The organism is Umezawaea sp. (assembly GCF_057122925.1).
On the sequence record NZ_DBNGPQ010000158.1, the window covers coordinates 44,801 to 69,900 of the forward strand.

Genomic DNA, 25,100 nt, shown 5'->3' on the forward strand with positions numbered 1-25,100 from the left:
GCGTGGGTGGCCGATGTGACCTGGGGCCCCTCTTTTTGGCGCTAGTCGGGCCGAAACGGCAGGTGGAAAGCTTGCCGCCCGACCAATTCCAGCGCCAAGAACCCCAAGTCGCATCGGCCGCGGTCCAGGGCCGTGGCCGCCGGTTCCCTCGTGGTCGGGTGCTGTGCTTCCGGTTCCGTCGTGGGTCCGGTGGTGTGGCTTCCGGTTCTGTCGCGGTCCAGGGCCGTGGTCGCCGGTTCCGTCGTGGTCGGGTGCTGTGGCTTCCGGCCTGTGGTGGTCGGGTGCTGTGCCTGCCGGTTCCGTCGTGGCCACGCCCCTGTCGGGCATTCCTCGCGTGACCCCAGCCTCACGGGTCTCAGATTCCGCGGAAGTCCGGTCGGCGCTTGGCCGCGAATGCCACCGGCCCCTCCTTGGCGTCCTGGCTGCGGAACACCTCCACCCCCAACCGGGCGTCCACCTTGAAGGCCTCCTCCTCGGGCATCCCCTCGGTCTCCCGCATCGTCCGCAGGATCGCCGCGACGGCCAGCGGCCCGTTCGCGGCGATCAGCGACGCCAGCTCCATCGCCTTGTCCAGCGCCGTCCCGTCGGGCACGACGTGCCCGATCAACCCGATCCGCAGCGCCTCGGGCGCCAGGATGTGCCGTCCGGTCAACAACAACTCCGCCGCGACGGTGTACGGGATCTGCCGGGGCAGCCGCACCGCGGACCCGCCCAGCGGGAACAGCCCCCACCTGGCCTCCGACACGCCGAACCGGGCGCTCTCCCCGGCGACCCGGATGTCGGTCGCCTGGAGGATCTCCGTCCCGCCCGCCACGGCGGGCCCCTCCACCGCCGCGATCAGCGGCTTCGTCAGCCGCCGCCCCTTCAGCAGGGGTTCGATCACCGACAGGTCGGCGTCGCCGAAGCTGTCACCGGGGTGCTTGCGGTTCATGGCCTTCAGGTCGGCCCCGGCGCAGAACGCGCCACCCGCACCGGTCAGCACGCACGCCCGGATGGCCGGATCGGAGTCCACCCGGTCCCACGCCGAGAGCATGAGCTCCATCATCGGCCCGGACAGCGCGTTGCGCGCCTCCGGCCGGTTCATCGTGACGACCAGGACGGGGCCCACCCGCTCGACGAGGCAATGCGGTTCCTCAGCTACCTGCGACGTCATCTCCGAGGGCCTCCTGGATCGAGTCTGACCGCCTGGGGGATTGTCCACAACGATAACACGTTCTACTTTCGCGACATGGCCCTCAACGTCGCAGATCTCGTCGAGCACGCCGTTGACATCGTTCCGGATCGCGTCGCACTCCTCTGCGGCGAGCGGAAGGCAACCTACGCGCAGCTCGAAGAGCGCGCGAACCGTTTGGCCCACCACCTGGCTTTGAACGGTGTGGGCCCCGGCTCGCACGTCGGCCTGTACGCGCGCAACTCCATCGAACTGGTGGAGGCCATGATCGCCGTGTACAAGCTGAGGGCCGTGGCGATCAACGTGAACTACCGCTACACCAAGAACGAGTTGCAGTACTTGTTTGACCAGTCGGACCTCGTCGCGCTGGTGCACGAGCGCCGCTACTCCGACCTCGTGGCGCAGGTGCTGCCGACGGTGCCCCGGCTGCGGCACGCCGTGGTGATCGACGACGAGTCGGACGCCGACGCCTCCGGCCACGGCGGTGTGGACTACGAGACGGCGCTGGCGGGGGCCTCGCCCGAGCGGGACTTCGAGCAGCGCAGCGGGGACGACCTCTACATCCTCTACACCGGCGGCACCACCGGGATGCCCAAGGGCGTGATGTGGCGGCACGAGGACGTCTGGCGGGTGCTCGGCGGCGGCATCGACTTCGTCACCGGCGAGCACGTCACCGACGAGTGGCACCAGGCCCGGCAGGGAAAGGACTACGGGCTGGTCCGGCTCTGCCTGCCCCCGATGATCCACGGCGCCGCGCAGTGGGCCGTGCTCGGCGCGCTGTTCTCCGGGAGCACCGTCGTGCTCGTGCCCAAGTTCGACCCGGCCGAGGTGTGGCGGGCGGTCGAGCGGCACGGCGTCCAGGTGGCCGTGATCGTCGGCGACGCCATGGCCAGGCCCATGATCGAGGAGTTCCGCTCCGGCCGGTACGACGCCTCCTCCCTCGGCATCATCAACAGCAGCGCCGCGCTGTTCTCGCACACCGTCAAGGAGCAGTACCTGGAGGCGCTGCCGCACGTGACGCTGCTGGAGTCGATCGGCGCGTCCGAGACCGGCTCCACCGGCATCGGGGCGGTGTCCAAGCAGGTCCGGAAGACCGACGGCACGAGGGTGAAGCTCAACGACGACACCATCGTCATCGACGACGACGGGCGTCGGCTCGCGCCGGAGACCGGGGTCGTCGGCAGGCTCGCCCGCGGCGGCAACGTCCCGCTGGGCTACTACAAGGACCCCGAGAAGACCGCCGCGATGTTCCAGGAGGTCGACGGCAAGCGGTACACCGTGCCGGGCGACTACGCGCGGTTCGAGGCCGACGGCACGATCACGTTGCTGGGCAGGGGGAACACGTGCGTCAACACCGGAGGGGAGAAGGTCTTCCCCGAGGAGGTGGAGGCCGCGCTGAAGTCCCACCCCGACGTCTTCGACGCGCTGGTCATCGGCGTGCCCGACGAGCGGCTCGGGCAGCGGGTCGGCGCGCTGGTGCAGCCGCGGCCGGGCCGCGCGCCCGACCTGTCCGAACTGGACACCCACGTGCGGCGGGAGATCGCGGGCTACAAGGTGCCCCGGAGCGTGTGGCTGGTGGACGAGATCGCGAGGCTCCCCAGCGGCAAACCCGACTACCAGTGGGCCAAGCGCCACGCCGACGACCACGCGACGGCATCGCTGCCGGGCTGAGGAGGATCCATGCGCACGCCCCTGTGCGACACGCTGGGCATCGAACACCCCGTCCTCGGCTTCACGCCGTCCGAGCACGTGGCGGCGGCCATCAGCCGCGCGGGCGGGCTCGGCGTGCTCGGGTGCGTGCGCTTCAACGACGCCGCCGACCTCGACCGCGCGCTGACGTGGATGGACGAGAACACCGACGGCAGGCCCTACGGCGTGGACATCGTGATGCCCGCGACCGTGCCGACCGAGGGCACGTCCTTCGACCTCGACGAGCTCATCCCGCAGGGGCACCGCGACTTCGTGCGGCGGACGCTCCAGAAGCTCGGCGTGCCCCCGCTGCCCGCCGACGAGGAGTCCGGCGCGGGCGTGCTCGGCTGGCTGCACTCCGTGGCGCGGTCCCACGTGGACGTGGCGCTGGAGCACCCCGTCCGGCTCGTCGCGAACGCGCTCGGCTCGCCGCCGGACGACGTGGTCGAGCGGGTGCACGAGCACGGGATCCCCGTGGCCGCGCTCGCGGGCAGGAGCGAGCACGCGAGCAGGCACGTGGACAACGGCGTCGACATCGTGGTGGCGCAGGGCTACGAGGCGGGCGGTCACACCGGCGAGGTCGCCTCGATGGTCCTCGTCCCGGAGATCGTCGACGCCGTCGGCGACCGGGTGCCGGTGCTCGCCGCGGGCGGCATCGGCTCCGGCCGCCAGATGGCCGCCGCGCTCGCGCTGGGCGCCTCCGGGGTGTGGATGGGCTCGTACTGGCTCACCACCGCCGAGTACGCGCTGACGGGGCAGGGCTCCGCCACCCAGCGCGCGCTGCTGGCCGCCGGGTCGAGCGACACCGTGCGCACCCGGATCTACACCGGGAAACCGGCCCGCCTGCTCAAGACCAGGTGGACGCAGGCGTGGGCGGAGGCGGACGCCCCCGCGCCGCTGCCGATGCCCTTGCAGAACCTGCTGGTCAGCGAGGCGCACCAGCGCATCGCGAGGTCCGACGACCCCGAGGTGGTCTCCATGCCGGTCGGCCAGGTCGTCGGGCGGATGAACGAGGTGCGCCCGGTCGCCGAGGTCATGGCGACGCTGCTGCGCGAGGCCGACGAGGCGGTCGACCGGCTGGGCAAGCTGCGCTGAGGCGTGACGCGGGGGCCCTGGTCACGCCGGGTGCGCGGCCAGGGCCGCCCCGATCCCGCGCAGGTGCGCGGTCGCGCCGCCCAGGTCGAACTCCACGCGCTTGGCGGCGGTGAAGTACCGGTGCAGGCCGTGCTCGACGTCGATGCCCTGTCCTCCGTGGACGTGCACGGCCGTGTGCGCCACCCGGTGCCCCGCGTCGGCCGCCCAGAACTTGGCCGTGGCGACCTCCGTGTCGCACGGCAGGTCCGAGGCGAGCCGCCAGGCCGCCTGCCACAGCGTCAGCCGGATCGCGGCCACGTCGACGAACGCGTCGGCCAGCCGCTGCGACACCGCCTGGAAGCTGCCGATCGGCCGGTCGAACTGCACGCGGGTGCGGGCGTGCTCGGCGGTCAGCTCCAGCGCCCGCTCGGTGATCCCGAGCTGGAGCGCGCACAGCCCGACCGTGGCGCGCGCGACCAGCCACCGCGCTGTCCCGTCGCCCGGTGAGCCGAGCAGCCGGTCCTCGCCCAGCCGCACGCCCGCCAGTTCGAGCCACGCGGTGTCGTCGCCGTCCACGACCCGCTGCCCGGCCACCGTCACGCGCTCGTCGTGCGGGTCGACCAGGAACACCGCCGTGCCCCGCGAGGTCGTCGCGGGGACGAGGAACAGGTCCGCCACCGCACCCCACGGCACGGTGGTCTTCGCACCGGTCAGCGTCCACCCGTCCGGCCCGTGCTCGGCGGTGGTGGCGGGGGTGCCCGTGCCGTCGTCCAGCTCCTCCACGAGCGCCGCGGTCGGCAGCAGCTCCCCGGCGGCGGTCGGCTTCGCCCACGCCTCCCGCTGCTCGGCGGTGCCGAACGCGGCCAGCGCGGACGCGGCCACCGCGATCGACGGCAGGTACGGCACGGGCGCGACCGCGCGGCCCAGTTCGACCAGGACGCCGCACTGCTCCAGCAGCCCGAACCCGCCGCCGCCCACGTCCTCGGGCAGCGCGGCGGACAGCACCCCGGCCTCGGCGAGGTCCGCCCAGAGCGCGCGGTCGACGTGGCCGGGGGAGGCCTCGACCTGGCGCAGCCGGGCCGCGGTCACGTGGTCGGCCAGGATGTCGCGGGCCAGGCCCGCCAGTTCGAGCGTCGCCTCGGTCGGTGTGAAGTCCATGCGGTCCTCCCGGTCAGCGCGGGGCGGCGGGCAGGCCGAGGCCGACCCTCGCGATGATGTCCCGCTGGATCTCGTTGGTGCCGCCGCCGAAGGTGAGGATCAGCGACGACCGGTGCATCCGCTCGACCCGGCCGCGCAGCAGCGCCCCCGGCGACCCGGCGCGCACGACGCCGTGCGCGCCCAGCACCTCCATCAGCAGCCGGTACGCCTCGGTCGCGAACTCGGTGCCGAACACCTTCGTCGCCGACGCCTCCGCCGGGTTCGGCGCCCGCTCGGCGTCGGTCGCGATCTTCCAGTTCAGCAGCTTCAGGTACTCGGTCTTCGCGTGCACGCGGGCCAGGTGCAGCCGCACCCACTCCTGGTCGACCACGCGGTCGCCGGTGCCGGGCAGCGTGGTCGACCGCGCCCACTCCCGCACCTCCTGGAGCGCGGTTTGCAGGGGCGCGGCCGAGCTGAGCGCCACGCGCTCGTGGTTGAGCTGGTTGGTGATGAGCTTCCAGCCCTCGTTCTCCGCGCCGACCCGGTTCGCCACGGGCACGCGCACGTCCTGGTAGTAGGTGGCGCTGGTGGTCGGCCCGGCCATCGTGCGCACGGGCGTCCAGGAGAAGCCGGGGGAGTCGGTCGGCACGACCACCATGCTCAACCCCTTGTGCCGCGGCGCCTCCGGGTCCGTGCGGCAGGCCAGCCACACGTGGTCGGCGTACTGCACGAGGCTGGTCCACATCTTCTGCCCGGTGATCACGTACTCGTCGCCGTCGCGGACGGCGCGGGTGCGCAGCGCGGCCAGGTCGGTGCCCGCCTCGGGCTCGGAGTAGCCGATGGCGAAGTGGGTCTCGCCGCGCGCGATCCCCGGCAGGTAGCGGGCCTTCTGCTCGGGCGTGCCGAAGGCCATGATCGTCGGCCCGATCGAGTTGATCGTCAGGAACGGCACCGGCGCGCCCGCGACGGCCGCCTCGTCCACGAAGATCAGCTGCTCGATCGTGGGACGGCCGCGCCCGCCGTGCTCCTCGGGCCACCCGAGGGTGAGCCAGCCGTCGTGCCCCATCCGGCGGACGGTGTCCTTGTACGTCGCGGAATCGCCGTAGTCGCCGTCGCCCGAGGTGAGGGCCTCCCGGCGCTCCGGGGTCATCAGCGCGGCGAAGTAGCTCCGCAGTTCCCGGCGCAGGTCCTCCTGCTCGGGCGTGTACCCGATGTGCATGCGTCCTCCGCTGGCTCGGGATGCGAAGCGACCACTACTCTAGAACGAGTTCTAGTTCAGTGTGAAGGGCTCAGGGGAGGTAGTCGTGAAGGTCAGCGTCGACCCGGTGCTGTGCGAGGCGAACGGCGTCTGCGTCGGGGTCCTCCCGGACGTCTTCGACCTCGACGACGACGAGGTGTTGCAGGTGCGACCCGGTGATCTGGCCGAGGGGGAGGTGGAACCGGCCAGGAGGGCGGTCGCGGCGTGCCCGCGCAACGCCCTGCGGCTCGCCGAGTAGGGCGCACACGGATGGACCTTGTGATGAATGAGAACAGATTCTAGTGTGCCCTGTATCCAGCTCAGCCGTGAACTCGACGAGGAGTGATACCGGTGAAGGCAGCCGTGCTGAACCAGATCGGCGACGACAAGCTCGAACTCCGCGACGACGTGACCACCACGGCACCGGGCCCCGACGAGGTCCGCATCAGGGTCAGGGCGTGCGGGATCTGCCACAGCGACCTCTCCGCGATGAACGGCACCCTGCCCGCGCTCGCCCCCGGCGTCGTCGGCCACGAGGGCGCGGGCGAGATCGTCGAGGTCGGCAGCGCGGTGACCTCGCTCGCCGTCGGCGACCACGTCGTGGTGACGTTCGTGCCGCCCTGCGGGACCTGCCGCAACTGCGTCAGCGGCGAGACGCACCTGTGCATCGTGCACGCCATGGCGGCGTTCACCTCCCCGCGCTTCCTGGTCGGCGGCAACCCGGCCTTCGGCTACGCCGGGCTCGGCACGTTCGCGGAGGAACTGGTCGTGCCCGCCGCCGGAGCGATCAGGATCGACGACGACGTGCCGTTCGAGATCGCCGCGCTGATCGCCTGCGGCGTGATCACCGGCGTGGGCGCGGTCCTCAACACCGCCAAGGTCGAGGCGGGGTCCGACGTCGTGGTCATCGGCTGCGGCGGTGTCGGCGTCTCGGTCATCCAGGGCGCGCGGCTCGCGGGCGCGGCCCGGATCATCGCGGTGGACCCGGTGGTGGAGAAGCACGAGGTGGCCAAGCACTTCGGCGCGACGCACGCCACCACCCCCGAGGGCCTCGCCGAGCTGAACCAGTCGCTGGTGGGCGGCATGGGCTTCGACTACGGCTTCGACGTCGTCGGCCTGCCCGCCACCATCCGGTCGGCGTGGGACGTCACCCGGCGCGGCGGCCACGTCGTGATCGTGGGCGCGGGCCGGGCCGACGCGATGGTCGAGTTCAGCGCGCAGGAGCTGTTCCTGCACGACAAGACCCTGCACGGGTCGTTCTACGGCACGGCGAACGTCCGCCGGGACGTGCCGCGCCTGGTGGCGCTGTGGCGCGCGGGACGGCTCGACGTGGAGTCCATGATCAGCAAGCGGATCCGCCTGGAGGACGTCAACGAGGGGCTCCAGGTGCTGCGCGGCGGTGGCGCCTCCGTCCGCCAGGTCATCATCTTCGACTAGGAGGGCGTCCACCGTGGACCTCGCGGGCAAGGTGGCGGTCGTGACCGGCGCGGGCGCCGGGCTCGGCCGGGCGGAGGCGCTGGCGCTGGCCCGTGCGGGCGCGGACGTCGTCCTCAACGACCTCCCCGGCGCGGCGGACACCGTCGTGGAGGAGGTCGAGCGGCTCGGCGCCAAGGCCGTCGTGGTCGAGGGCGACGTCGGCGACCGGGCCACCGCGGACGGTCTGCTCGCGGCGGCCGTCGAGCACTTCGGCGGCCTGCACGTCGTGGTGAACAACGCGGGCGTGCTGCGGGACCGGATGCTGTTCAGCACCTCCGACGACGACTGGGACCTGGTGCTGCGGGTGCACCTGCGCGGCCACTTCCTCGTGTCCCGCGCGGCGGCGACCTACTGGCGGGCCCGCGCCAAGGAGACGGGCGGACCGGTGTACGGGCGGGTCGTGAACACCTCGTCGGAGGCGTTCCTGCTCGGCCCGGCCGGTCAGCCGAACTACGCGGCGGCCAAGGCGGGGATCGTCGCGCTGACCCTGTCGACCGCGCAGGGTCTGGCCCGCTACGGCGTCCGCGCCAACGCGATCTGCCCGCGCGCCCGCACCGCCATGACCGAGCACGTCTTCGGCGAGGGGCCCCGCGACGGCGTCGACCCCCTCGCGCCGGAGCACGTCGGGGCGTTCGTCGCGCACCTCGCCTCCCCGGCCGCCGACGCGATCAGCGGCCAGGTCTTCGTCGTGCACGGGGGCGTGATCGCGCTGATGGCCCCGCCCACCGTGGAGCGGCGGTTCGACTCGACCGAGGACCTCGCCGCCCACTTCGCGGCCAGGGACCCCCGGCGGACGTTCGCCTGCACCGAGACGCTTTCCCTGTCCTGATCCCGCGTTCGAGGAGGAGCAGTGGTGTTCACCGTAGGACCGCACCGGGAGACGCTCGGGTTGAAGGACGGTCAGCTCCTGGTCGGCGGCGAGTTCCGCTCGGCGGCCGACGGCCGGACGTGGACGCACCACCACCCCGCCACCGCCGAGGTGGTCGGGCGGTTCGCCGTCGCCTCCGAGCAGGACGTGGACGACGCCGTGCGCGCCGCCCGCCGCGCGTTCGACGACGGCCCGTGGCCGAGGTGCGGCGCGGGGCAGCGGGTCAAGGTGCTGCACCGGTACGGCGAGCTGCTGCGGGAGCACGCCGACGAGCTGCGCGGCCTCCAGGCGCTCGACAACGGCGTGCCGCTGTCGTTCGGGCAGGTCTACGGCACGTCGGTGGCCATCGCCGCGGACATCTTCGACCACCACGCGGGCTGGATCGACAAGGTCGGCGGCGAGACCCTGCCGCCGTACCAGGGCGGCGACCACCTGGCGATGACGTTCCGGGAGCCGGTCGGCGTCGTCGCGGCCGTGCTGCCGTGGAACGCGCCGTTCGTGCTCTTCGCGCAGAAGCTCGCGCCCGCGCTCGCCGCGGGCTGCACGGTCGTCGTCAAACCCTCGGAGTACGCGTCGTTCTGCGTGATCCGCATGGTCGAGCTGCTGATCGAGGCGGGCCTGCCGGACGGCGTCGTCAACCTCGTCACCGGGCCGGGGGAGCCGACCGGGGCGGCGCTGGTCGGCCACCCGCTCGTCGACAAGATCAGCTTCACCGGCAGCCGGTCGGTCGGCGGGCTCGTCGTCGAGGCGTCCGCCGGGACGACCAAGCGCGTGTCGCTCGAACTGGGCGGCAAGAGCCCGGCGCTGGTGTTCCCCGACGCCCAGAACGTCGGCCTGGCCGCGATGACGTGCATGGGCATGGTGACGATGGGCCTGTCCGGTCAGGCGTGCGTGGCGCACACCAGGGCGCTGGTGCACCGGAGCGTGCTCGACGAGTTCCTGGCCTCCGCCGAGGTGCTCGCGGGCGTGGTCACCTTCGGCGACCCGTTCGACCCCGCCGTGATGGCCAGCCCGCTGATCAACCGGCGGCAGCTCGACCGCGTGCTCGGCTACATCGAGAAGGGCCAGGAGGAGGGCGCTCGCCTGGTCACCGGCGGCAAGCGCCTGGACGGCGACTACGCGGACGGCAACTTCGTCGCCCCGACGATCTTCGCCGACGTGCGCAACGACATGACCGTGGCCCGCGAGGAGATCTTCGGCCCGGTGCTCGCGGTCGTGCCGTTCGACGACGAGGACGAGGCGGTCCGGATCGCCAACGACACCGAGTACGGCCTGGGCGCGGGCATCTACACCAACGACGTCCGCCGCGCGTTCCGCGTCGCCAGGCGGCTGCGCGCCGGGATGATCGGCGTCAACGGCTTCCAGCTCGAACCGCACGTGCCCTTCGGCGGCTACAAGCAGTCCGGGCTCGGGCGGGAGGGCGGCCGGAGCGCCTACGAGGCCTACACCGAGCTGAAGACCGTGATGATGCCGTTGACCGACGAGCTGATGTGACCGTGGGCAGGTTGGACGGCAAGGTCGCGATCATCACCGGCGCCGCGCGCGGCCAGGGCGCCGCCGCGGCCCGGCGGTTCACCGCCGAGGGCGCGCGGGTGGCGATCACCGACGTCCGCGACGAGGAGGGCGAGCGGCTCGCCGAAGAACTCGGCGGGTCCGCCCTCTACCGCCACCTGGACGTGTCCTCCGAGGACGACTGGTCGCGGGTCGTGGCGGAGACGACGGACGCCTGCGGCGAGATCACCGTGCTGGTGAACAACGCGGGCGTCCTGCACTTCTCCGCCGTCGACGAGACCTCGCTCGCCGACTACCAGCGGGTGGTCGCGATCAACCAGACCGGCACGTTCCTCGGGATGCGCGCGGTGGTCCCGTCGATGACGCGGGCGGGCGGCGGGTCGATCGTCAACGTGTCCTCCGTGGAGGGACTGGCCGGGATGCCCTACCTGGTCGCCTACACCGCCACCAAGTTCGCCATCCGCGGCATGACCAAGGTGGCCGCCGTGGAACTGGGGGAGCGCGGCATCCGGGTCAACTCCGTGCACCCCGGCGCGGTCGACACCCTCATGGTGAGCGACGCGCTCGGCGGACTGGTGGTCGACGTGGGGCGGATCGGCCGCAAGGTCGCGCTGCGCCGCGTCGGGCAGCCGGAGGACGTCGCGAACGTCGTGCTGTTCCTCGCCTCCGACGAGAGCTCCTACTGCACCGGGTCGGAGTTCGCCGTGGACGGCGGTGCCACCGCGACGCACGGGCTGGGCTGACGTCAGACCCGCACCGCCTCGGCGACGTGCCTGGCCATCAGGGCGTAGGTCGTGCGGGTCTCCTCGGTGTCGTCGATGTCGTACCCGTGGTCGGCCCCCGCGACGTCGTGGTGCTCGACCAGCGCGCCGACGGCCCGCAGCCGCCGCGCGTACCGCGCGCCCTCCTCCCGGAGCCGGTCGAGTTCGGCCGTGACGACGAGCGCGGGAGCGATCCCGGTCAGGTCGGCGGTGTCCGCCGGGTTGGCGGGCGACACCAGCGGGTCGGTGCGCGCGGACCGGTCCGGCACGTACGCGGTGTCGAAGACCTCGCCCATCCACGGGCGCAGCAGCGGCTTCGCGAGCGGCGACGGCTTGTCCGCGGGGCTGACGGCGAGGTCGAGCGGCGGGTAGTGCAGGACCTGGAGCGCGATCGGCGGCCCGCCCAGCTCCAGCGCCTGGCGCGCCACGGCCGCCGCGAGCCCGCCGCCCGCGCTCTGCCCGCCCACCGTCAGCCTCGCGCCGTCCCACCCGTGCTCGCCGCCGTGGTCCGCGACCCACCGGACGACGTCGAACGCCTGCCGCGCGGGCACCGGGAACCGGTGCCGCGGCGCCACGGCGTAGTCGACGTTGACGACGACCACCCCGGCCTCGGAGGCCAGGTACCGGCACAGCGGGTCGTCGAGCGTGATCCCGCGCATGACGTACCCGCCGCCGTGGAAGTTGACGTGCACCGCCGGGGCCGGGTCCCGGCCCGAGGGCAGGTAGACGACGGCGCGCGCCGGTCCGACGGCCGTCGGGACCGCGATCTCCCGCGTCCGCACCCGGTACTCGGGCAGCAGGCTCGCGGCGCGCCGGGCGATCGTGCCCGCGGCGAGCCGGTTCGCGCCCTGCATGAGCCTGGCCACGACGTCGGCCACCAGGGGCGTGCCGAGGATCGACATGGTTCCTCCATCGTGCGGTCTCATCCGACGGACGACGCCAATGTACGGGTGATCCCGCGCGCGGCGGTCTGGACCAGGGGTGCCAGCGCCGCCGGGTCCGCGCCGTCCGCCCGCACCACCAGCGACACCGCGGCCACGACCTCGTCGTCGGCGTCGCGGATCGGTGCCGCCACGGACAGCGCGTCCGTGGTGACCTGGCCGTCGCTGACGGCGTAGCCGTTGCGCCGCACGTCCGCCAGCACCTCCCGCAGCCGCACCGGGTCGGTCGTGGTCTTCGCGCTGTACCCGCGCAGCGGCGCCGACAGCATCTCCTCCTGCACCTCGGCGGGCGCGTGGGCGAGCAGCACCAGACCGACCCCGGTGGCGTGCAGCGCGAACCGGCCCCCGACGCGGGTCTTGACCGGCACGGCGTCGCGGCCCGCGATCCTCTCGACGAACACCAGCTCCAGCCCGGCCCGCACGGCGAGCTGGACGTTCTCGTGGGTGACCTCGTACAGGTCCTCCATGAACGGCATGGCCGCCTCGCGCAGACCGAGCCCGCGCGGGGCGAGGGACGCGACCTCCCACAGCCGCAGGCCGATGCGGAACCTGCTGTCCGGACCGCGTTCCAGCGCGCCCCACGCCACCAGCTCCATGGCGCGGCGGTGCGCCGTCGGCAGGGACACGTCCGCCCGCCGCGCCAGCTCCGTGAGGGTCAGGGCGTGCGCCTCGGGCGTGAACGCCTCCAGCAGGGCGAGCACCTTCGACGTGACCGACCGACCCGTCACAGGTCGAGGACCAGTCGGGAGCCGCGCGCGCGGGAGACGCAGATCATCATCGTGTCGCAGGCCTCCTTCTCCGCCTCGGTGAGCAGCGAGTCGCGGTGGTCGGGAACCCCGTCCAGGACGGGCGTCTCGCAGGTGCCGCACGTCCCCTCGCGGCACGACCACAGCACCGGCACCCCGGCCTCCTCGACCACGTCGAGCACCGACCTGTCCGGTGGCACGGCGAGGACCGTCCCCGACCGCGCCAGCTCGACCTCGAAGCCCGCCCGCCGGGACGAGGTCGGCGCGGGGGTGAACCGCTCGACGTGCAGCGCCCCCGGCGGCCTGCCCGCGCAGCGCCGCTCGACCTCGGCCAGCAGCGGTTCGGGACCGCAGCAGTAGACGGCGGTGTCCGGGTCGGGGTCGCGCAGCAGGGCGTCCAGGTCGAGCAGCCCCGTCTCGTCCTGCGGCCGGACGTCCACCCGGTCGCCGTACGCGCGGGACAGGTGCTCCCGGAACGCCATCGACGCCCGCGTCCGCCCGCCGTACACCAGCCGCCAGTCCGCCCCGAGCGCGTCGGCCGCCGCCACCATCGGCAGGAACGGCGTGATGCCGATGCCGCCCGCGACGAACAGGTAGCGCTTCGCCTCCACCAGCGCGAAGTGGTTGCGCGGACCCCGGACGCGCACCGCGTCGCCCGGCCGGAGCCGGTCGTGCACGTGGTCCGACCCGCCTCGGCCGTTCGGCTCGCGCAGCACCGCCACCCGCAGTTCCGACCGGTCGGCCGGGTCGCCGCACAGCGAGTACTGCCGCACCAGGTCCGGGCGCAGCACGAGGTCGACGTGCGCGCCCGGCTCCCAGGCGGGCACGTCGTCCCCGTCGCGGTGGCGCAGGCTCATCACGACCACCCCGGCCGCGACCTCCTCCCGGTGCGCCAGCAGGAGGTCGAACTCCTGCTCGGCGGCGGCCCGAGCCGTCATCGCGCGCTCACGGCCAGCGGTTGCCGCCGCGCGGGCGCGGACCCGGACTCGTGGCCCACCGGGTGGGCGAGCAGCCAGTCCCAGAGCACGACCGGGTCCTCGAAGTCGCGTTCGGCGCCGCAGTGGCACACGGCCACCAGCAGATCGGTGCCCAGCCGCCAGTGGACCCGGTGCACGGCGTCACCGCGCAGCACCGCGACCCGGCCGGTCATACCCGCGCCGCCCGCGCGCCCTCGGCCGCGTCGGCGGCCATCCGCTCGAGGAAGCGCCGGGCCGCCAGGCCGCCGGTGTCGATGTTGACCGACAGTTCCTGGTAGCCGTCGGGTTCCGCCTGGATCACCTTCTCCAGGATGTCGAGCGCGGTCACGTCCTGGAGCACCACCGTGCGGTTGCTCTCCGCCAGGAAGTCCGACACGCCCTGGTCGTCGAGGGCGAAGTCCCGCGCCACGGCCCAGAAGTCGTGCGTGCTGTGCTCGGTCTCCGGGGTGATGGCGTAGACGACCTCGACGTGGAAGCCGTTCGGGTCGGACCCGTCCTCCTCGGGCAGCACGCCCACCGGGGCCACCCGGCTGTGCAGCAGGTACAGGCACGGCGGCCGGTACTCGATGTCCTGCCAGCGGGTGATGCGGCCCTCGATGCCGGTGGACTTCGCGTAGAACGGCGGGCACGCGGCGTCGTCCATGTGCCTGCTGACGTAGATGGTCCGGTTGTCCTCGTCCACCTCGGTCGTGATCGGCGTCTCCGCCACCTCGGGCGTGCCGATGTACCCGCCGTGCAGGTAGGTCTCGTGCGACAGGTCGAGCAGGTTGTCCACCAGCAGCAGGTACCGGGCCGCCAGCGGCTCCATCCCGCACACCGTCGTGTACCCGGGGTCGACGAGCCAGGGCGCCCTGGGGATCAGCGCCTCGTCGGCCAGGTCGGGGGCGCCGATCCACACCCAGACGAACGAGTCCCGCTCCACCACGGGGTAGGCGGGCACCCGTGCGGTGCGGGGGATCCGGGCCTGGCCGGGGACGGCCACGCACGTGCCCGCCTTGTCGTAGGTGAAACCGTGGTAGCCGCAGATGATCGTGTCGCCGTCGAGCCTGCTCTCCGAGAGCGGGTAGCGCCGGTGCACGCACCGGTCGGCGAGCGCGACCACCTCCCCGGTCTCGGCCCGGTAGAGCACCAGCGGCTCACCGAGGACGGTCCTGGCGAAGAGCTCACGGCCGATCTCGTGTCCGTAGGCGGCCACGTACCACTGGTCGCGCACGAAGGCGGTCATCACAGCGCGGTCTCCCGTCCTGCCACGAGTGGACCGCCCGGAGGCCGTGGTGGTGACGTCCGGGGCGGCGCCCGCCGGGATGGCGGGTGTCCAGGACAGTGGAGCAGCGCGCCCGTCGCGGGAAGCCCGGTTTTCAGTGGGTGAAAGGGAATCCTCGTCGCGGTGCCGGGACGGGGCGGCCACCGTCGCGCGCGGGACGTCCGCGAGTTCCGCCGTGGTCGCCGCCCACCGGTTGCCGACGGAGGGGGAGCGGGCCCGCGACCGACTTTCCCCCTGGGTTAAAGACCTGGATCTTCCGCGCGCGCTTCCCTAGCGTCGCACGGGCCCGCGGGCGCAGTCGCGCGACCTGCCGCGACCGGGACGAGGACGGGGACGGCCATGTCCGAAGCTCTGGAGGCGATCGAGCGGCAGGCCCGCCGCGGCCCCGACAGCCCGGCACTCGTCGTCGGCGAGCAGGTGCTCACCTACCGGAGCCTGGTCGACACCGCCGCGGAACTCGCGGGCAGGCTGGTCGCCGCGGGGGTGGAGCCCGGCACCGCGGTCGTCCTGTTCCTGCCGCAGGGCGCCGCCGCGCTGGTCGGCGTGCTCGCCACGCTCCGGGCGGGCGCGTCCTTCGCGGTGGTCGACCCCGACCACCCCGCCGAGCGGCTCGACTCCGTCCTGGAGGTCGCCGACTGCGCCGCGATCGTCCACCTCGGTGCCGTCAGGGGGCCGCTGCGCGACGTGGAGCGCCCACCGCCGCTGGTCGAGTTCACCGCGCGGGGGCGGTCGCGACCGGACCGTCCGGTCGCCGCGGACGGCCGCCACCCGGCGTACCTCCTGCACACCCCGGTGCCCGCCGGACGACCGAAGACGATCGTGATCACCAGGTCGAACCTGGACGCCGCCATCACCGGCCACACCACCCTGTACGGACCGGCCCCGGTCGTCCTGCCCGCACTGCCCGTGTCCGACGACGGCGTGCTGGGCGCCCTCTTCGCCACCCTGGCGTCCGGCGGCACCCTCGTGCTGCCCGACGCGCGCGAACTGGCCGACCCGCGAGCCGTGGCAGCCCTGGCCACCCGCCACCGGACCACGCACCTGCTCACCACCCCGTCGTCGCACCACCGACTGCTCGACCGGGCCGACCTCCTCCCGGCCACCCTCGACCTGTGCCTGCTGCACGGCGAACCGGTCACCCCGGACCTGGTGGCACGACACCGCGCCTCCCTGCCCCGCACCCGCGTGACGACCGTCCACGGCCCCGCCGAGGCCACGATCGCCTGCCTCGCCCACGCGGTCACCGGCAGTCCGAAGTGGACGATCCCGCTGGGCAGGCCCTTGGCGGGCACGACGATCCTGGTGCTCGACCCCCACCTCCGCCCCGTACCGCCGGGAGAGGTCGGCGAGCTGTACGTGGGCGGCGCCGCGGTCGGCCCCGGCTACGCCTGCGACCCCGGCCGCACCGCGGAGCGCTTCGTCGCGAACCCCGCGGGCGACGGCACGACCGTCTACCGCACCGGCGACCTGGTCTCCGTCGACCCGACCGGGACCGTGGTGTTCCACGGCCGGGCGACCACCCCTATAAAGGCGGCTCCACCTGCGGAGGAGGCCGTGATCGCTCGGCCGCTCGGGTGACTTTCGGCGGTACCCCGAAGTCGTGTGGGCGCAGCTCGGCACGTGACGCAGGTCTCACGGGTGAACCTCTTCGTGTCCCTGTAGAGCAGCGCACGAGAGGACCGCACCGATCATGCGTCCATTCCGCCGCAGACCCGTCCGTTCCAGACGCACGACCGCCGCGGCCGTGGCGACCCTCGTGGTCGCCGCCACCGTGACGGCACTCCCGCCCACCGCCTCCGCCGCCGTGCCGACCGGCTTCACCGACACCCTCGCCATCGGCGGCCTCAGCAGCCCCACCGCCGTGTCCTTCGCCCCGGACGGCAAGGTCTTCATCGCCGAGAAGAGCGGCCTGGTCAAGGTCTTCGACTCCCTCTCGGACACCACGGCCACCGTCTTCGCCGACCTCCGCACGCAGACCCAGGACTTCTGGGACCGCGGTCTGCTCGGCCTCGCGGTCGACCCGCAGTTCCCCGCCCGCCCGTTCGTCTACGTCGCCTACACCTACGACGCCGTGCCCGGCGGCACCGCGCCGCGCTGGGGGGACGCCTGCCCGACCCCTCCCGGCGCCACCGACCAGGGCTGTGTCGTCACCAGCCGGGTCTCCAAGCTGACGATGGGCGCGGGCGGTGTGGCCACCGCCGAGCAGCCGCTGGTCACCGACTGGTGCCAGCAGTACCCCAGCCACTCCATCGGCACGGTCGCCTTCGGACCCGACGGCGGGCTGTACGTCGGCGGCGGTGACGGGGCGAGCTTCAACTTCACCGACTACGGCCAGGTCGGCAACCCCTGCGCCGACCCACCGTCGCCCGCGGGCACGAACCTCACCTCGCCCACGGCCCGCGGCGGCGCGCTGCGGTCGCAGTCGATCCGCCGCCCGGCGGGCGAGCCGGTCACCCTCGACGGCACGATCACGCGCATCGACCCGGACACCGGCGCGGGCCTGCCCGGCAACCCGTTCGCGGGCAGCGCCGACGCCAACGCCCGCCGCGTGATCGCCTCCGGCCTGCGCAACCAGTTCCGGTTCGCGTTCCGGCCCGGCACCGAGGAGCTGTGGGCCGGTGACGTCGGCTGGAACACCTGGGAGGAGATCAACCGGATCACCGACGTGAACGACGGCACGGCGGAGAACTTCGGCTGGCCCTGCTACGAGGGCGCCGCGCGCCAGGGCGGCTACGACGGCGCGAACCTCTCCCTGTGCGAGTCGCTCTACACCGGAGCGGGCCAGACCGCGCCGTACTACACCTACAACCACTCGGCGAAGGTCGTGTCGACCGACCCGTGCCCCACCGGCGGATCGTCGGTCTCCGGCATCGCGTTCGAGTCCACCAGCAACTACCCGGCGGCCTACGACGGCGCGCTGTTCTTCGCCGACAGCTCGCGCGGCTGCATCTGGGCGATGCAGACCACCGCGGGCCAGCCCGACCCCGCCAAGCTGGTGCCGTTCGTGACCGGCGTGAACGTCCCCGTGCAGATCACCACCGGTCCCGGTGGCGACCTGTTCTACCTCGCCCTCGGCGCGGGCCAACTGCGCCGGGTCGGCTACCCCGAGGGCAACCGCGCGCCGACCGCCGCCGCCACGGCCACCCCGTCCTCCGGCCCCGCGCCGCTGGCCGTGCAGTTCAGCGGCACCGGGTCGACCGACCCCGACGTCGGCGACACCCTGTCCTACGCGTGGGACCTCGACGGCGACGGCGCGTACGACGACTCCACGTCCGCCACCCCGACCCGCACCTACAGCACCCAGGGCACGGTCGTGGTGGGCCTGCGCGTCACCGACCAGGACGGCGCGTCCGGCACCACGACGGTCACCGTCACGGTCGGCACGCCGGTCGCGCAGGACCCGGTGCCGGTGATCGACGATCCGACCGCCGCGCTGCGCTGGGCCGTGGGCCAGAACGTCCCGTTCACGGGCCACGCGACCGACGCGCAGGACGGCACGCTGCCCGCGTCCGCGCTGCGCTGGCGGTTGAGCATCCAGCACTGCGCGAGCAGCGGCTCCTGCCACGAGCACGTCGTGCAGGACTGGGCGGGCGTGGCGTCGGGCTCGTTCACCGCGCCCGACCACGAGTACCCGTCCTACCTGGAGCTGTCGCTGACGGCCACCGACTCCTCCGGCCGCTCCGCCACCAGCAAGGTCAGGCTCGACCCGCGCACGGTCGCCCTGAGCTTCACGTCCTCCCCGAGCGGACTCCGGCTCAGCGTCGGCGGCACGGCGTCCACGACACCGTTCACCCGCACCGTGATCGTCGGGTCGAACAACTCGGTCAGCGCGCCGAGCCCCCAGTCCGGCCCGCTCGGGTTGCGCTTCCGCTTCAACCGGTGGTCCGACGGAGGCGCCCAGACGCACAACGTCGTCGCACCGGCGTCGGCCACGACGTACCGGGCGACCTACTCGCTCTGCGCCTGCTGACCACCCGGTGCGGGCGCGGGTCCCGATCCGCGCCCGCACCGGGTCACGCGTTGTCCGACCACCACTCCTGCCCGGTCCCGCCCAGCGTCGAGATCGGGTCGTAGTACGGGTAGCGGCGGTCCAGCGCCTCCGGGTCGGCCAGCTCGATGCCCGTCCGGTAGTTCTTCGTCCAGTAGGAGATCCCCAGCTCGCGGTCGTACTCGGCGAGCTGGTGCACCCACCTCTTGCCCACGTACGGCACGTCGCACACGATGCGCGGCGTCGCGTAGCCGGGCAGGTACCCCATGATCGCGTGCTGGAGGGCCTGCGCCTCCCACACCGCCACCCGCCAGTGCTCGGCGTTCGGGATCATGTCGCACATGTAGAAGTAGTACGGCAGGATGTTCGCCTCGCCCTGGAGCGCGAAGCACAGGTCCAGCAGGTCGTTCGGGGTGGCGTTGACGCCCTTCATGAGCACGCCCTGGTTGCGGACGTCGCGGACGCCGACCTCCAGCGCCGTGCGCGCGGCCTCGGCGACCAGCGGGGTCACCGACTGGGCGTGGTTCACGTGCGTGTGGATCGCCAGGTTGACGCCCCGGCGGGCCGCCGTGCGGGCCACGCGCTCCAGGCCCTCGACGACCCTGGGCTGCAACCAGTGCTGGGGGAGACCCGCCAGCGCCTTGGTGGCCAGGCGGACGTCGCGGACCGTGTCGATGTCGAGCAGCCGCATGAGGAACGACTCCAGCTGCGCCCACGGGACGTTGGCGACGTCACCGCCGGACACGACCACGTCGCGGACGCCGGGCGTGCGCTTGAGGTAGTCGACCATCTGGTCCTGGCGGTCGACCGGCTTGAGCAGCAGCTTGTGCTTCTGGACCGTGGGCGTGCTGTTGCCGACGAGGTCCATGCGGGTGCAGTGGCCGCAGTACTGGGGGCACGTCGACACCAGCTCGGCCAGCACCTTGGTGGGGTAGCGGTGGGTCAGGCCCTCCACCACCCACATCTCGGCCTCGTGCAGCGAGTCGCGCTCGGAGTGCGGGTGGCTCGGCCACACCGGGTCGCGGTCGGAGCGCACCGGCACCATGTAGCGGCGCACCGGGTCCGCGAGGAAGGCGTCCGTGAAGTCCTCCGGGGCCGCGTCCGGTGCCATGGTGTTCAGCATCTGGGGCGGCAGCAGCATCGACATCGTGGCCAGCTCGGCCTGGTCGGCGGCCAGGTCCTCGTAGAAGCGCTCGCTGAGCAGGTCGCCCGCGACCTTGCGGAGCTGCTTCGCGTTCTTCACGCAGTTCACGCGCTGCCACTGCGCGTCGCGCCACTGCGCGTCGGTGACGTGGCTCCAGCCGGGGAAGCGGCGCCAGTCGGGCTCGACCAGCTCCTTGCGCACGTAGGTGTACGGCTGGTGGTCGATGCCCTCGGACGCGGGCGCGACCTCGTGAAGCGCAGTCATACGTACCCCCTACGGGTTGGTTCGCGTAAAGATATCCTGACACAGCGCCAGTTGGACGTAAATATTGCGGCACGAGGGCGTGTTGACCGTGTTACACGTGTCAAGGGAGCGATTTGACCGACTTGTGCGTTGAGGGGACATGCGCGTCTTCCTGTTGCTGTTGGTCGGCATGGCCGTCGAGATCGGCACGCTCATCGCTGTCGGCGAGTCCGTGGGGGTGCTCGCCACCGTCGGGCTGCTGATCCTGGGCGGTGTCGTCGGCTCGATGCTGCTGCGCCGCGAGGGCGCCCGGACGATGGCGTCGTTCTCCGAGGCGCTGCGCACCCGGCGCGCGCCGCACCAGGAGGTCGCCGACGGCGTGCTGATCGCCGCCGCGGGCGCGCTGGTCATCCTGCCCGGCTTCGTCAGCGACGTCGCCGCGCTCTTCCTGCTGTTCCCGCCGACCCGCCGCCTCGTCAGCCGCCGCATCGCCCGCCGCTCCGAGGAGCGCGCCGCCACGGCCGTGCTCAACCACCAGTACGGCCGTCCGCGGACCGCGGGCGGCGTCGTCGTGGACGGGGCCGTGGTCGAGGGTGTCGTGGTCGACGTCGACCCCGAGCCGCGCCCGTCCGGCAGGCCCGAACTGGCCTAGCGCGGTGGCCGCGCTAGTCGGAGGCCGCCGTCGTCCGGAAGGTCCGCCGGTAGGCCAGCGGTGACACCCCGATCGCCGCGTGGAGGTGCTGCCGCAGGGACGTGCCGGTGGCGAAGCCGACCCGGCCCGCGATCTCGTCGACCGGGAGGTCGCTCGACTCCAGCAGTTCGCGGGCGCGGGCGAGGCGCTGCTGGATGACCCACCGGCCGGGGCTCAGGCCGACCTCGTCGGAGAAGCGGCGGGCGAAGGTGCGCGGGCTCATCCGCGCGTGCTCCGCCAGGTCGGCCAGGACGAGCGGCTCGTGCAGGTGCGCGAGCGCCCACTGCCGGGTCGCCGAGGTGCCGTCGTCCGGTGTCCGCGGGACCGGCGCCTCGATGTACTGCGCCTGGCCACCCTCCCTCGACGGGGGCACGACGCACCGGCGCGCCGCCCGGTTGGCGACCGCGCTGCCGTGGTCCTTGCGCAGGATGTGCAGGAACACGTCGATGCCGGAGGCGGCGCCCGCCGAGGTGAGGATGTCGCCGTCGTCGACGAACAGCACGTCCGGGTCCAGGTGGACCCGTGGGAAGTGGCTCCGGAAGAGGTCGGACGCCTGCCAGTGCGTGGTGGCGGATCGGCCGTCCAGCCGACCGGTGGCGGCGAGCACGAAGGCGCCGGTGCAGATGGACACGAGCCGGGTGCCGGGCCGGATCAGCCCGAGGGCCGCCGCGATCGGTCCCGGCAGCGCGGGCGCGGTGATCTCCGCCGCGCAGGGGGGTGGGCTGAAGGGCGCGATCACCACGGTGTCCGCGGTCCGCAGCACCTCGGGGCCGTGCTCGACGGCGATGGTGAAGTCGGCGGCCGTGGTCACCGGCAGACCGTCGACGGTGCAGGTCACCACCTCGTACAGCCCGTCGGTCGCGCCGAGGACGCGGCTCGGTATGCCGAGCTCGAACGGGTACACCCCGTCCAGGGCGAGGACGGCGACGCGGTGCGCGCGGGTCATGGGGTGGCTCCGGGGATCGCCGGCCAGTGGCACGATCTCATCGCAAGGTGACCATCATGCCATTGTCGTGATCAGGAGCCCTCGACAGGCTGGGACCATGACCGACCGGAACCCCACCATGAACGCCGTCAGCCAGGACGTCCTCGGCGACCCCGACGTCCTCCGGCTCGTCGAACGGCCGCGACCGGTGGCGGGCACGAGCGAGATCGTCGTCCGCGTCCACGCCGCGGGGGTGAACCCGACCGACTGGAAGCACCGCGCGGGCCTGCCGTGGATGACCGAGCCGGTCCCGGTCCTCGGCTGGGACGTCTCCGGCGTCGTCGTCGAGGTCGGCCACGGGGTCACCCTGTTCAAACCGGGCGACGAGGTGTTCGGCATGCTGCCCTACTCGCACGGCGCGGGCGCCTACGCCGACTACTCCAAGGCCACCGCCCGGTCGTTCACCCGCAAACCCGCGACCATCGACCACGTCCGGGCAGGCGCGCTGCCCCTCGCCGCGCTCACCGCCCACCAGGCGCTGGTCGACACCGCGAACGTCCGGCCGGGACAGCGGGTGCTGGTCCACGCCGCCGCGGGCGGGGTCGGCCACCTGGCCGTGCAGATCGCCAAGGCGCGCGGCGCGCACGTCATCGGCACGGCGAGCGCGGGCAGGCACGAGTGGCTGCGCGAACTCGGCGCCGACGAGCTGGTCGACCACCGGACGACGGACTTCGCGGACGTGGTCGACGACGTCGACGTGGTCCTGGACCCCCTCGCCGACGACGTGCGCACCCGTTCGCTCGGCGTCCTGCGCGAGGGCGGTGTGCTGATCACGCTCGTGGCGGGCAACGACTTCGCCTCGGCCGCGACGAGGGCCGCCGACCTGGGCGTTCGACTGGAGGGGCTGGTCGTCGAAGCCGACCACGCGGGCATGCGCGCCATCGCCGACCTCGTCGAGCGGGGCGCACTCCGACCGCACGTCGAGGCGACCTTCCCGCTCGCCGAGGCCGCCGAGGCGCACGTCCGCGGCGAGACCGGTCGCACCGCGGGGAAGCTGGTCCTGGTCGTGCGCGAATGAACGAAGCCGTGAGAGCGGCGGCGCCATCAGCGCGTTCAGGTCTAAAACGGACACGACCGGGGTACCCGTCAGCGCATGACGTTGTACGGAGTGCACGCCTCCCACGAACAGGTCCACCCGACCGAGTCCCTGTCCGCCGTCAAGCACGCCGAACAGGCCGGCTTCGACGCCGCCATGTGCTCCGACCACTTCTCGCCCTGGAGCGAACGCCAGGGCCAGTCCACGTTCGCCTGGTCCTGGCTCGGGTCCGCGCTGGAGGCGACCAGCCTGCCCTTCGGCGTGGTCAACGCTCCCGGCCAGCGCTACCACCCGGCGATCATCGCCCAGTCGATCGGCACGCTCGGCGCCATGTACCCCGGCCGCTTCTGGGCCGCGCTCGGCACCGGCGAGGCCAGCAACGAGCACATCACCGGCGAACTCTGGCCCCGCAAGGGCCTCCGGACCGCCCGCCTGCGCGAGTGCGTCGACATCATCCGCGCCCTCCTCGACGGCGAGGAGGTCAGCCACGACGGTCTGGTCACGGTCGACCGCGCCCGCGTGTGGACCCGCCCGGAGGAGCCGCCGCAGCTGATCGGCGCCGCCGTCAGCGTCGAGACCGCGCGCTGGTGCGCCGAGTGGGCCGACGGCCTCATCACCGTCAACGCCCCGGCCGAACACCTGCGCCGCATGGCCGACGCCTACCGCGACGCGGGCGGCAGGGGCAAGCTGCACCTCCAGGTCCACCTCAGCTGGGACCCTGACGAGGCCACGGCCACGCGGATCGCCCACGAGCAGTGGCGCAGCAACGTCTTCCCCCCACCCGTCTGCTGGGACCTCGACACCGCGGAGGCCTTCGACACCGCCTCCGCCGACGTCACCCCGGAGAAGGTCGCCGAGGTCGTCAACATCTCCTCCGACCTCGGCAGGCACGCCGCCTGGCTGCGCGAGTACGCCGACCTGGGCTTCGACGAGCTGTACCTGCACCACGTGGGCCAGGAGCTGGACCCGTTCATCGACGCCTTCGGCGCCAAGGTGCTGCCGGAGGTGAGGTCGTGAAGCTCACCCGCACCTCCGACGTCTGGTGGAAGAACGCCGTCGTCTACTGCCTCGACGTCGAGACCTACGCCGACTCGGACGGCGACGGCCACGGCGACTTCCGCGGCCTGACCCAGCGCATCGACCACCTCCACAAGCTGGGCGTCACCTGCCTGTGGCTCATGCCGTTCTACCCGTCACCCGACCGCGACGACGGCTACGACATCACCGACTTCTACGGCGTCGACCCCGGTCTGGGCACGCTGGGCGACTTCGTCGAGTTCATCCGGACCGCCCGCGACCGCGGCATGCGCGTGATCGCCGACCTGGTCGTCAACCACACCTCGGACCAGCACCCGTGGTTCCAGGACGCCCGCTCCAGCAAGGACTCCCGGAAGCGGGACTGGTACGTCTGGGCGGACGAGCCCCCGGCCGACGGCCCCCAGGGCGTCGTGTTCCCGGACCAGGAGACCAGCCTCTGGGAGTTCGACGAACCGACGGGCCAGTACTACCTGCACCGCTTCTACCGCCACCAGCCGGACCTCAACGTCGGCAACGCCGACGTGCGCGACGAGATCACCCGGATCGTGGGGTTCTGGCTGGCGCTCGGGGTCTCGGGCTTCCGGATGGACGCCGTTCCCTTCCTGCTCGAGCTGGAGGGCCTGACGCACGAGGCCGACGGCAGCCCGCAGGGCTGGCTGCGCGACCTGCGGGCCTTCGCGGGGCGGCGGCGCGGCGACGCCGTGCTGCTCGGCGAGGTCAACGCCGAGCTGCAGGACCTGGCGCGCTACTTCGGCGACGAGGACGGCGACGCGCTGAACATGCAGTTCGGCTTCATGCTCAACCAGCACCTCTGGCTGTCGCTCGCCCGCCAGGAGGCCGAGCCGCTCGAGCAGGTGATCCGCAGCCTCCCCCGCGTGCCGCAGGACAACGCGTGGGCGACCTTCCTGCGCAACCACGACGAGCTGAGCCTCGACAAGCTGACCGGCCCGCAGCGCGAGGAGGTGTTCGCCGCCTTCGGGCCCGACGAGCACATGCAGATGTACGGCCACGGCCTGCGCCGGCGGCTGGCCACGATGCTCGGCGGCGACGGCCCGCGCCTGCGGATGGCATGGAGCCTGATGCTCTCCCTGCCCGGGACGCCGGTGATGTTCATGGGCGACG

Annotated in this window: 23 protein-coding genes; 13 read left to right on the forward strand and 10 right to left on the reverse strand. The window is 72.9% G+C overall.

Going from position 1 to position 25,100, the window contains the following annotated elements:
- Positions 1-355: 355 nt before the first annotated feature.
- Complete coding sequence (locus AC156L_RS35990; RefSeq protein WP_330877654.1) at positions 356-1,153, reverse strand: crotonase/enoyl-CoA hydratase family protein; 798 nt, start codon at positions 1,151-1,153, stop codon at positions 356-358.
- 75 nt (positions 1,154-1,228) lie between these two features.
- On the opposite strand from AC156L_RS35990, the gene AC156L_RS35995 reads away from it, so the two are divergent.
- Both AC156L_RS35995 and AC156L_RS36000 read left to right on the forward strand, forming a co-directional pair.
- Complete coding sequence (locus AC156L_RS35995; RefSeq protein ID WP_330877655.1) at positions 1,229-2,842, forward strand: acyl-CoA synthetase; 1,614 nt, start codon at positions 1,229-1,231, stop codon at positions 2,840-2,842.
- Between the two features lie 9 nt (positions 2,843-2,851).
- A complete protein-coding gene (locus AC156L_RS36000) occupies positions 2,852-3,955 on the forward strand; it encodes an NAD(P)H-dependent flavin oxidoreductase (protein ID WP_330877656.1) in 1,104 nt (367 codons plus the stop codon).
- A gap of 21 nt (positions 3,956-3,976) precedes the next feature.
- Here AC156L_RS36000 and AC156L_RS36005 read toward each other — a convergent pair whose 3' ends face one another.
- Both AC156L_RS36005 and AC156L_RS36010 read right to left on the reverse strand, forming a co-directional pair.
- Positions 3,977-5,092 (reverse strand): acyl-CoA dehydrogenase family protein, encoded by a 1,116-nt coding sequence (locus AC156L_RS36005; protein WP_330877657.1) that lies wholly within the window; start codon positions 5,090-5,092, stop codon positions 3,977-3,979.
- A gap of 13 nt (positions 5,093-5,105) precedes the next feature.
- Complete coding sequence (locus tag AC156L_RS36010; protein WP_330877658.1) at positions 5,106-6,290, reverse strand: acyl-CoA dehydrogenase family protein; 1,185 nt, start codon at positions 6,288-6,290, stop codon at positions 5,106-5,108.
- 85 nt (positions 6,291-6,375) lie between these two features.
- Here AC156L_RS36010 and AC156L_RS36015 point away from each other — a divergent pair, with 85 nt between their 5' ends.
- The 5 genes from AC156L_RS36015 to AC156L_RS36035 all read left to right on the forward strand — a co-directional run bounded on the left by AC156L_RS36015 (position 6,376) and on the right by AC156L_RS36035 (position 10,907).
- The gene (locus AC156L_RS36015; RefSeq protein WP_330877659.1) at positions 6,376-6,567 is read left to right on the forward strand and encodes a ferredoxin; all 192 of its coding nucleotides are present in this window, start codon (positions 6,376-6,378) and stop codon (positions 6,565-6,567) included.
- Between the two features lie 92 nt (positions 6,568-6,659).
- Positions 6,660-7,745, forward strand: coding sequence for a Zn-dependent alcohol dehydrogenase (locus tag AC156L_RS36020; RefSeq protein WP_330877660.1), 1,086 nt, complete (start codon positions 6,660-6,662; stop codon positions 7,743-7,745).
- A gap of 13 nt (positions 7,746-7,758) precedes the next feature.
- Positions 7,759-8,613, forward strand: a complete 855-nt coding sequence (locus AC156L_RS36025) for a 3-oxoacyl-ACP reductase (RefSeq protein ID WP_330877661.1) — start codon at positions 7,759-7,761, stop codon at positions 8,611-8,613.
- A 21-nt stretch (positions 8,614-8,634) separates the two neighbouring features.
- Positions 8,635-10,146 (forward strand): aldehyde dehydrogenase family protein, encoded by a 1,512-nt coding sequence (locus tag AC156L_RS36030; protein ID WP_330877662.1) that lies wholly within the window; start codon positions 8,635-8,637, stop codon positions 10,144-10,146.
- Between the two features lie 2 nt (positions 10,147-10,148).
- Entirely contained in the window at positions 10,149-10,907 is a 759-nt protein-coding gene (locus AC156L_RS36035; protein WP_330877663.1) for a glucose 1-dehydrogenase, read from the forward strand.
- A gap of 2 nt (positions 10,908-10,909) precedes the next feature.
- Here AC156L_RS36035 and AC156L_RS36040 read toward each other — a convergent pair whose 3' ends face one another.
- The 5 genes from AC156L_RS36040 to AC156L_RS36060 are packed head-to-tail and all read right to left on the reverse strand — an operon-like array spanning position 10,910 to position 14,814.
- Complete coding sequence (locus AC156L_RS36040) at positions 10,910-11,827, reverse strand: alpha/beta hydrolase fold domain-containing protein (protein ID WP_330877664.1); 918 nt, start codon at positions 11,825-11,827, stop codon at positions 10,910-10,912.
- A 20-nt stretch (positions 11,828-11,847) separates the two neighbouring features.
- Positions 11,848-12,594 (reverse strand): IclR family transcriptional regulator, encoded by a 747-nt coding sequence (locus AC156L_RS36045; protein ID WP_330877665.1) that lies wholly within the window; start codon positions 12,592-12,594, stop codon positions 11,848-11,850.
- Complete coding sequence (locus tag AC156L_RS36050) at positions 12,591-13,550, reverse strand: PDR/VanB family oxidoreductase (protein WP_330877666.1); 960 nt, start codon at positions 13,548-13,550, stop codon at positions 12,591-12,593. Before AC156L_RS36050 ends, AC156L_RS36045 begins: the two co-directional genes overlap by 4 nt.
- A complete protein-coding gene (locus tag AC156L_RS36055; protein ID WP_330877667.1) occupies positions 13,547-13,762 on the reverse strand; it encodes a hypothetical protein in 216 nt (71 codons plus the stop codon). Before AC156L_RS36055 ends, AC156L_RS36050 begins: the two co-directional genes overlap by 4 nt.
- On the reverse strand, positions 13,759-14,814 hold the full coding sequence (locus tag AC156L_RS36060) for an aromatic ring-hydroxylating dioxygenase subunit alpha (protein ID WP_330877668.1): 1,056 nt from the start codon (positions 14,812-14,814) through the stop codon (positions 13,759-13,761). The genes AC156L_RS36055 and AC156L_RS36060 overlap by 4 nt, the downstream gene beginning before the upstream one ends.
- 378 nt (positions 14,815-15,192) lie before the next feature.
- On the opposite strand from AC156L_RS36060, the gene AC156L_RS36065 reads away from it, so the two are divergent.
- Entirely contained in the window at positions 15,193-16,431 is a 1,239-nt protein-coding gene (locus AC156L_RS36065) for an AMP-binding protein (protein WP_330877669.1), read from the forward strand.
- A gap of 166 nt (positions 16,432-16,597) precedes the next feature.
- On the forward strand, positions 16,598-18,823 hold the full coding sequence (locus AC156L_RS36070; protein WP_330877670.1) for a PQQ-dependent sugar dehydrogenase: 2,226 nt from the start codon (positions 16,598-16,600) through the stop codon (positions 18,821-18,823).
- Between the two features lie 43 nt (positions 18,824-18,866).
- Here the strand turns inward: AC156L_RS36070 and AC156L_RS36075 are convergent, their stop codons facing one another.
- Positions 18,867-20,249 carry a KamA family radical SAM protein gene (locus AC156L_RS36075; protein WP_330877671.1) on the reverse strand — a complete coding sequence of 461 codons (1,383 nt, stop codon included), beginning with the start codon at positions 20,247-20,249 and terminating at the stop codon, positions 18,867-18,869.
- A 139-nt stretch (positions 20,250-20,388) separates the two neighbouring features.
- On the opposite strand from AC156L_RS36075, the gene AC156L_RS36080 reads away from it, so the two are divergent.
- A complete protein-coding gene (locus tag AC156L_RS36080) occupies positions 20,389-20,880 on the forward strand; it encodes an FxsA family protein (RefSeq protein WP_330877672.1) in 492 nt (163 codons plus the stop codon).
- Between the two features lie 13 nt (positions 20,881-20,893).
- Here AC156L_RS36080 and AC156L_RS36085 read toward each other — a convergent pair whose 3' ends face one another.
- Positions 20,894-21,865, reverse strand: a complete 972-nt coding sequence (locus tag AC156L_RS36085; RefSeq protein ID WP_330877673.1) for a GlxA family transcriptional regulator — start codon at positions 21,863-21,865, stop codon at positions 20,894-20,896.
- Between the two features lie 118 nt (positions 21,866-21,983).
- Here AC156L_RS36085 and AC156L_RS36090 point away from each other — a divergent pair, with 118 nt between their 5' ends.
- The 3 genes from AC156L_RS36090 to AC156L_RS36100 form a co-directional block, all read left to right on the forward strand.
- Positions 21,984-22,922 carry an NADP-dependent oxidoreductase gene (locus AC156L_RS36090; RefSeq protein WP_330877685.1) on the forward strand — a complete coding sequence of 313 codons (939 nt, stop codon included), beginning with the start codon at positions 21,984-21,986 and terminating at the stop codon, positions 22,920-22,922.
- Between the two features lie 75 nt (positions 22,923-22,997).
- The gene (locus AC156L_RS36095) at positions 22,998-23,957 is read left to right on the forward strand and encodes a TIGR03885 family FMN-dependent LLM class oxidoreductase (protein WP_330877674.1); all 960 of its coding nucleotides are present in this window, start codon (positions 22,998-23,000) and stop codon (positions 23,955-23,957) included.
- The coding region (locus tag AC156L_RS36100) for an alpha-amylase family glycosyl hydrolase (RefSeq protein WP_484407669.1) at positions 23,954-25,100 on the forward strand (1,147 nt) is incomplete at its 3' end. The genes AC156L_RS36095 and AC156L_RS36100, both read left to right, overlap by 4 nt.

Coding starts and splice junctions, on each gene's coding strand:
- AC156L_RS35990 (WP_330877654.1), bottom strand. CDS start 1,153: ATGACGTCGCAGGTAGCTGAGGAACCGCATTGCCTCGTCGAGCGGGTG.
- AC156L_RS35995 (WP_330877655.1), top strand. CDS start 1,229: ATGGCCCTCAACGTCGCAGATCTCGTCGAGCACGCCGTTGACATCGTT.
- AC156L_RS36000 (WP_330877656.1), top strand. CDS start 2,852: ATGCGCACGCCCCTGTGCGACACGCTGGGCATCGAACACCCCGTCCTC.
- AC156L_RS36005 (WP_330877657.1), bottom strand. CDS start 5,092: ATGGACTTCACACCGACCGAGGCGACGCTCGAACTGGCGGGCCTGGCC.
- AC156L_RS36010 (WP_330877658.1), bottom strand. CDS start 6,290: ATGCACATCGGGTACACGCCCGAGCAGGAGGACCTGCGCCGGGAACTG.
- AC156L_RS36040 (WP_330877664.1), bottom strand. CDS start 11,827: ATGTCGATCCTCGGCACGCCCCTGGTGGCCGACGTCGTGGCCAGGCTC.
- AC156L_RS36050 (WP_330877666.1), bottom strand. CDS start 13,550: ATGACGGCTCGGGCCGCCGCCGAGCAGGAGTTCGACCTCCTGCTGGCG.
- AC156L_RS36055 (WP_330877667.1), bottom strand. CDS start 13,762: ATGACCGGCCGGGTCGCGGTGCTGCGCGGTGACGCCGTGCACCGGGTC.
- AC156L_RS36060 (WP_330877668.1), bottom strand. CDS start 14,814: ATGACCGCCTTCGTGCGCGACCAGTGGTACGTGGCCGCCTACGGACAC.
- AC156L_RS36065 (WP_330877669.1), top strand. CDS start 15,193: ATGTCCGAAGCTCTGGAGGCGATCGAGCGGCAGGCCCGCCGCGGCCCC.
- AC156L_RS36075 (WP_330877671.1), bottom strand. CDS start 20,249: ATGACTGCGCTTCACGAGGTCGCGCCCGCGTCCGAGGGCATCGACCAC.
- AC156L_RS36080 (WP_330877672.1), top strand. CDS start 20,389: ATGCGCGTCTTCCTGTTGCTGTTGGTCGGCATGGCCGTCGAGATCGGC.
- AC156L_RS36085 (WP_330877673.1), bottom strand. CDS start 21,865: ATGACCCGCGCGCACCGCGTCGCCGTCCTCGCCCTGGACGGGGTGTAC.
- AC156L_RS36090 (WP_330877685.1), top strand. CDS start 21,984: ATGAACGCCGTCAGCCAGGACGTCCTCGGCGACCCCGACGTCCTCCGG.
- AC156L_RS36095 (WP_330877674.1), top strand. CDS start 22,998: ATGACGTTGTACGGAGTGCACGCCTCCCACGAACAGGTCCACCCGACC.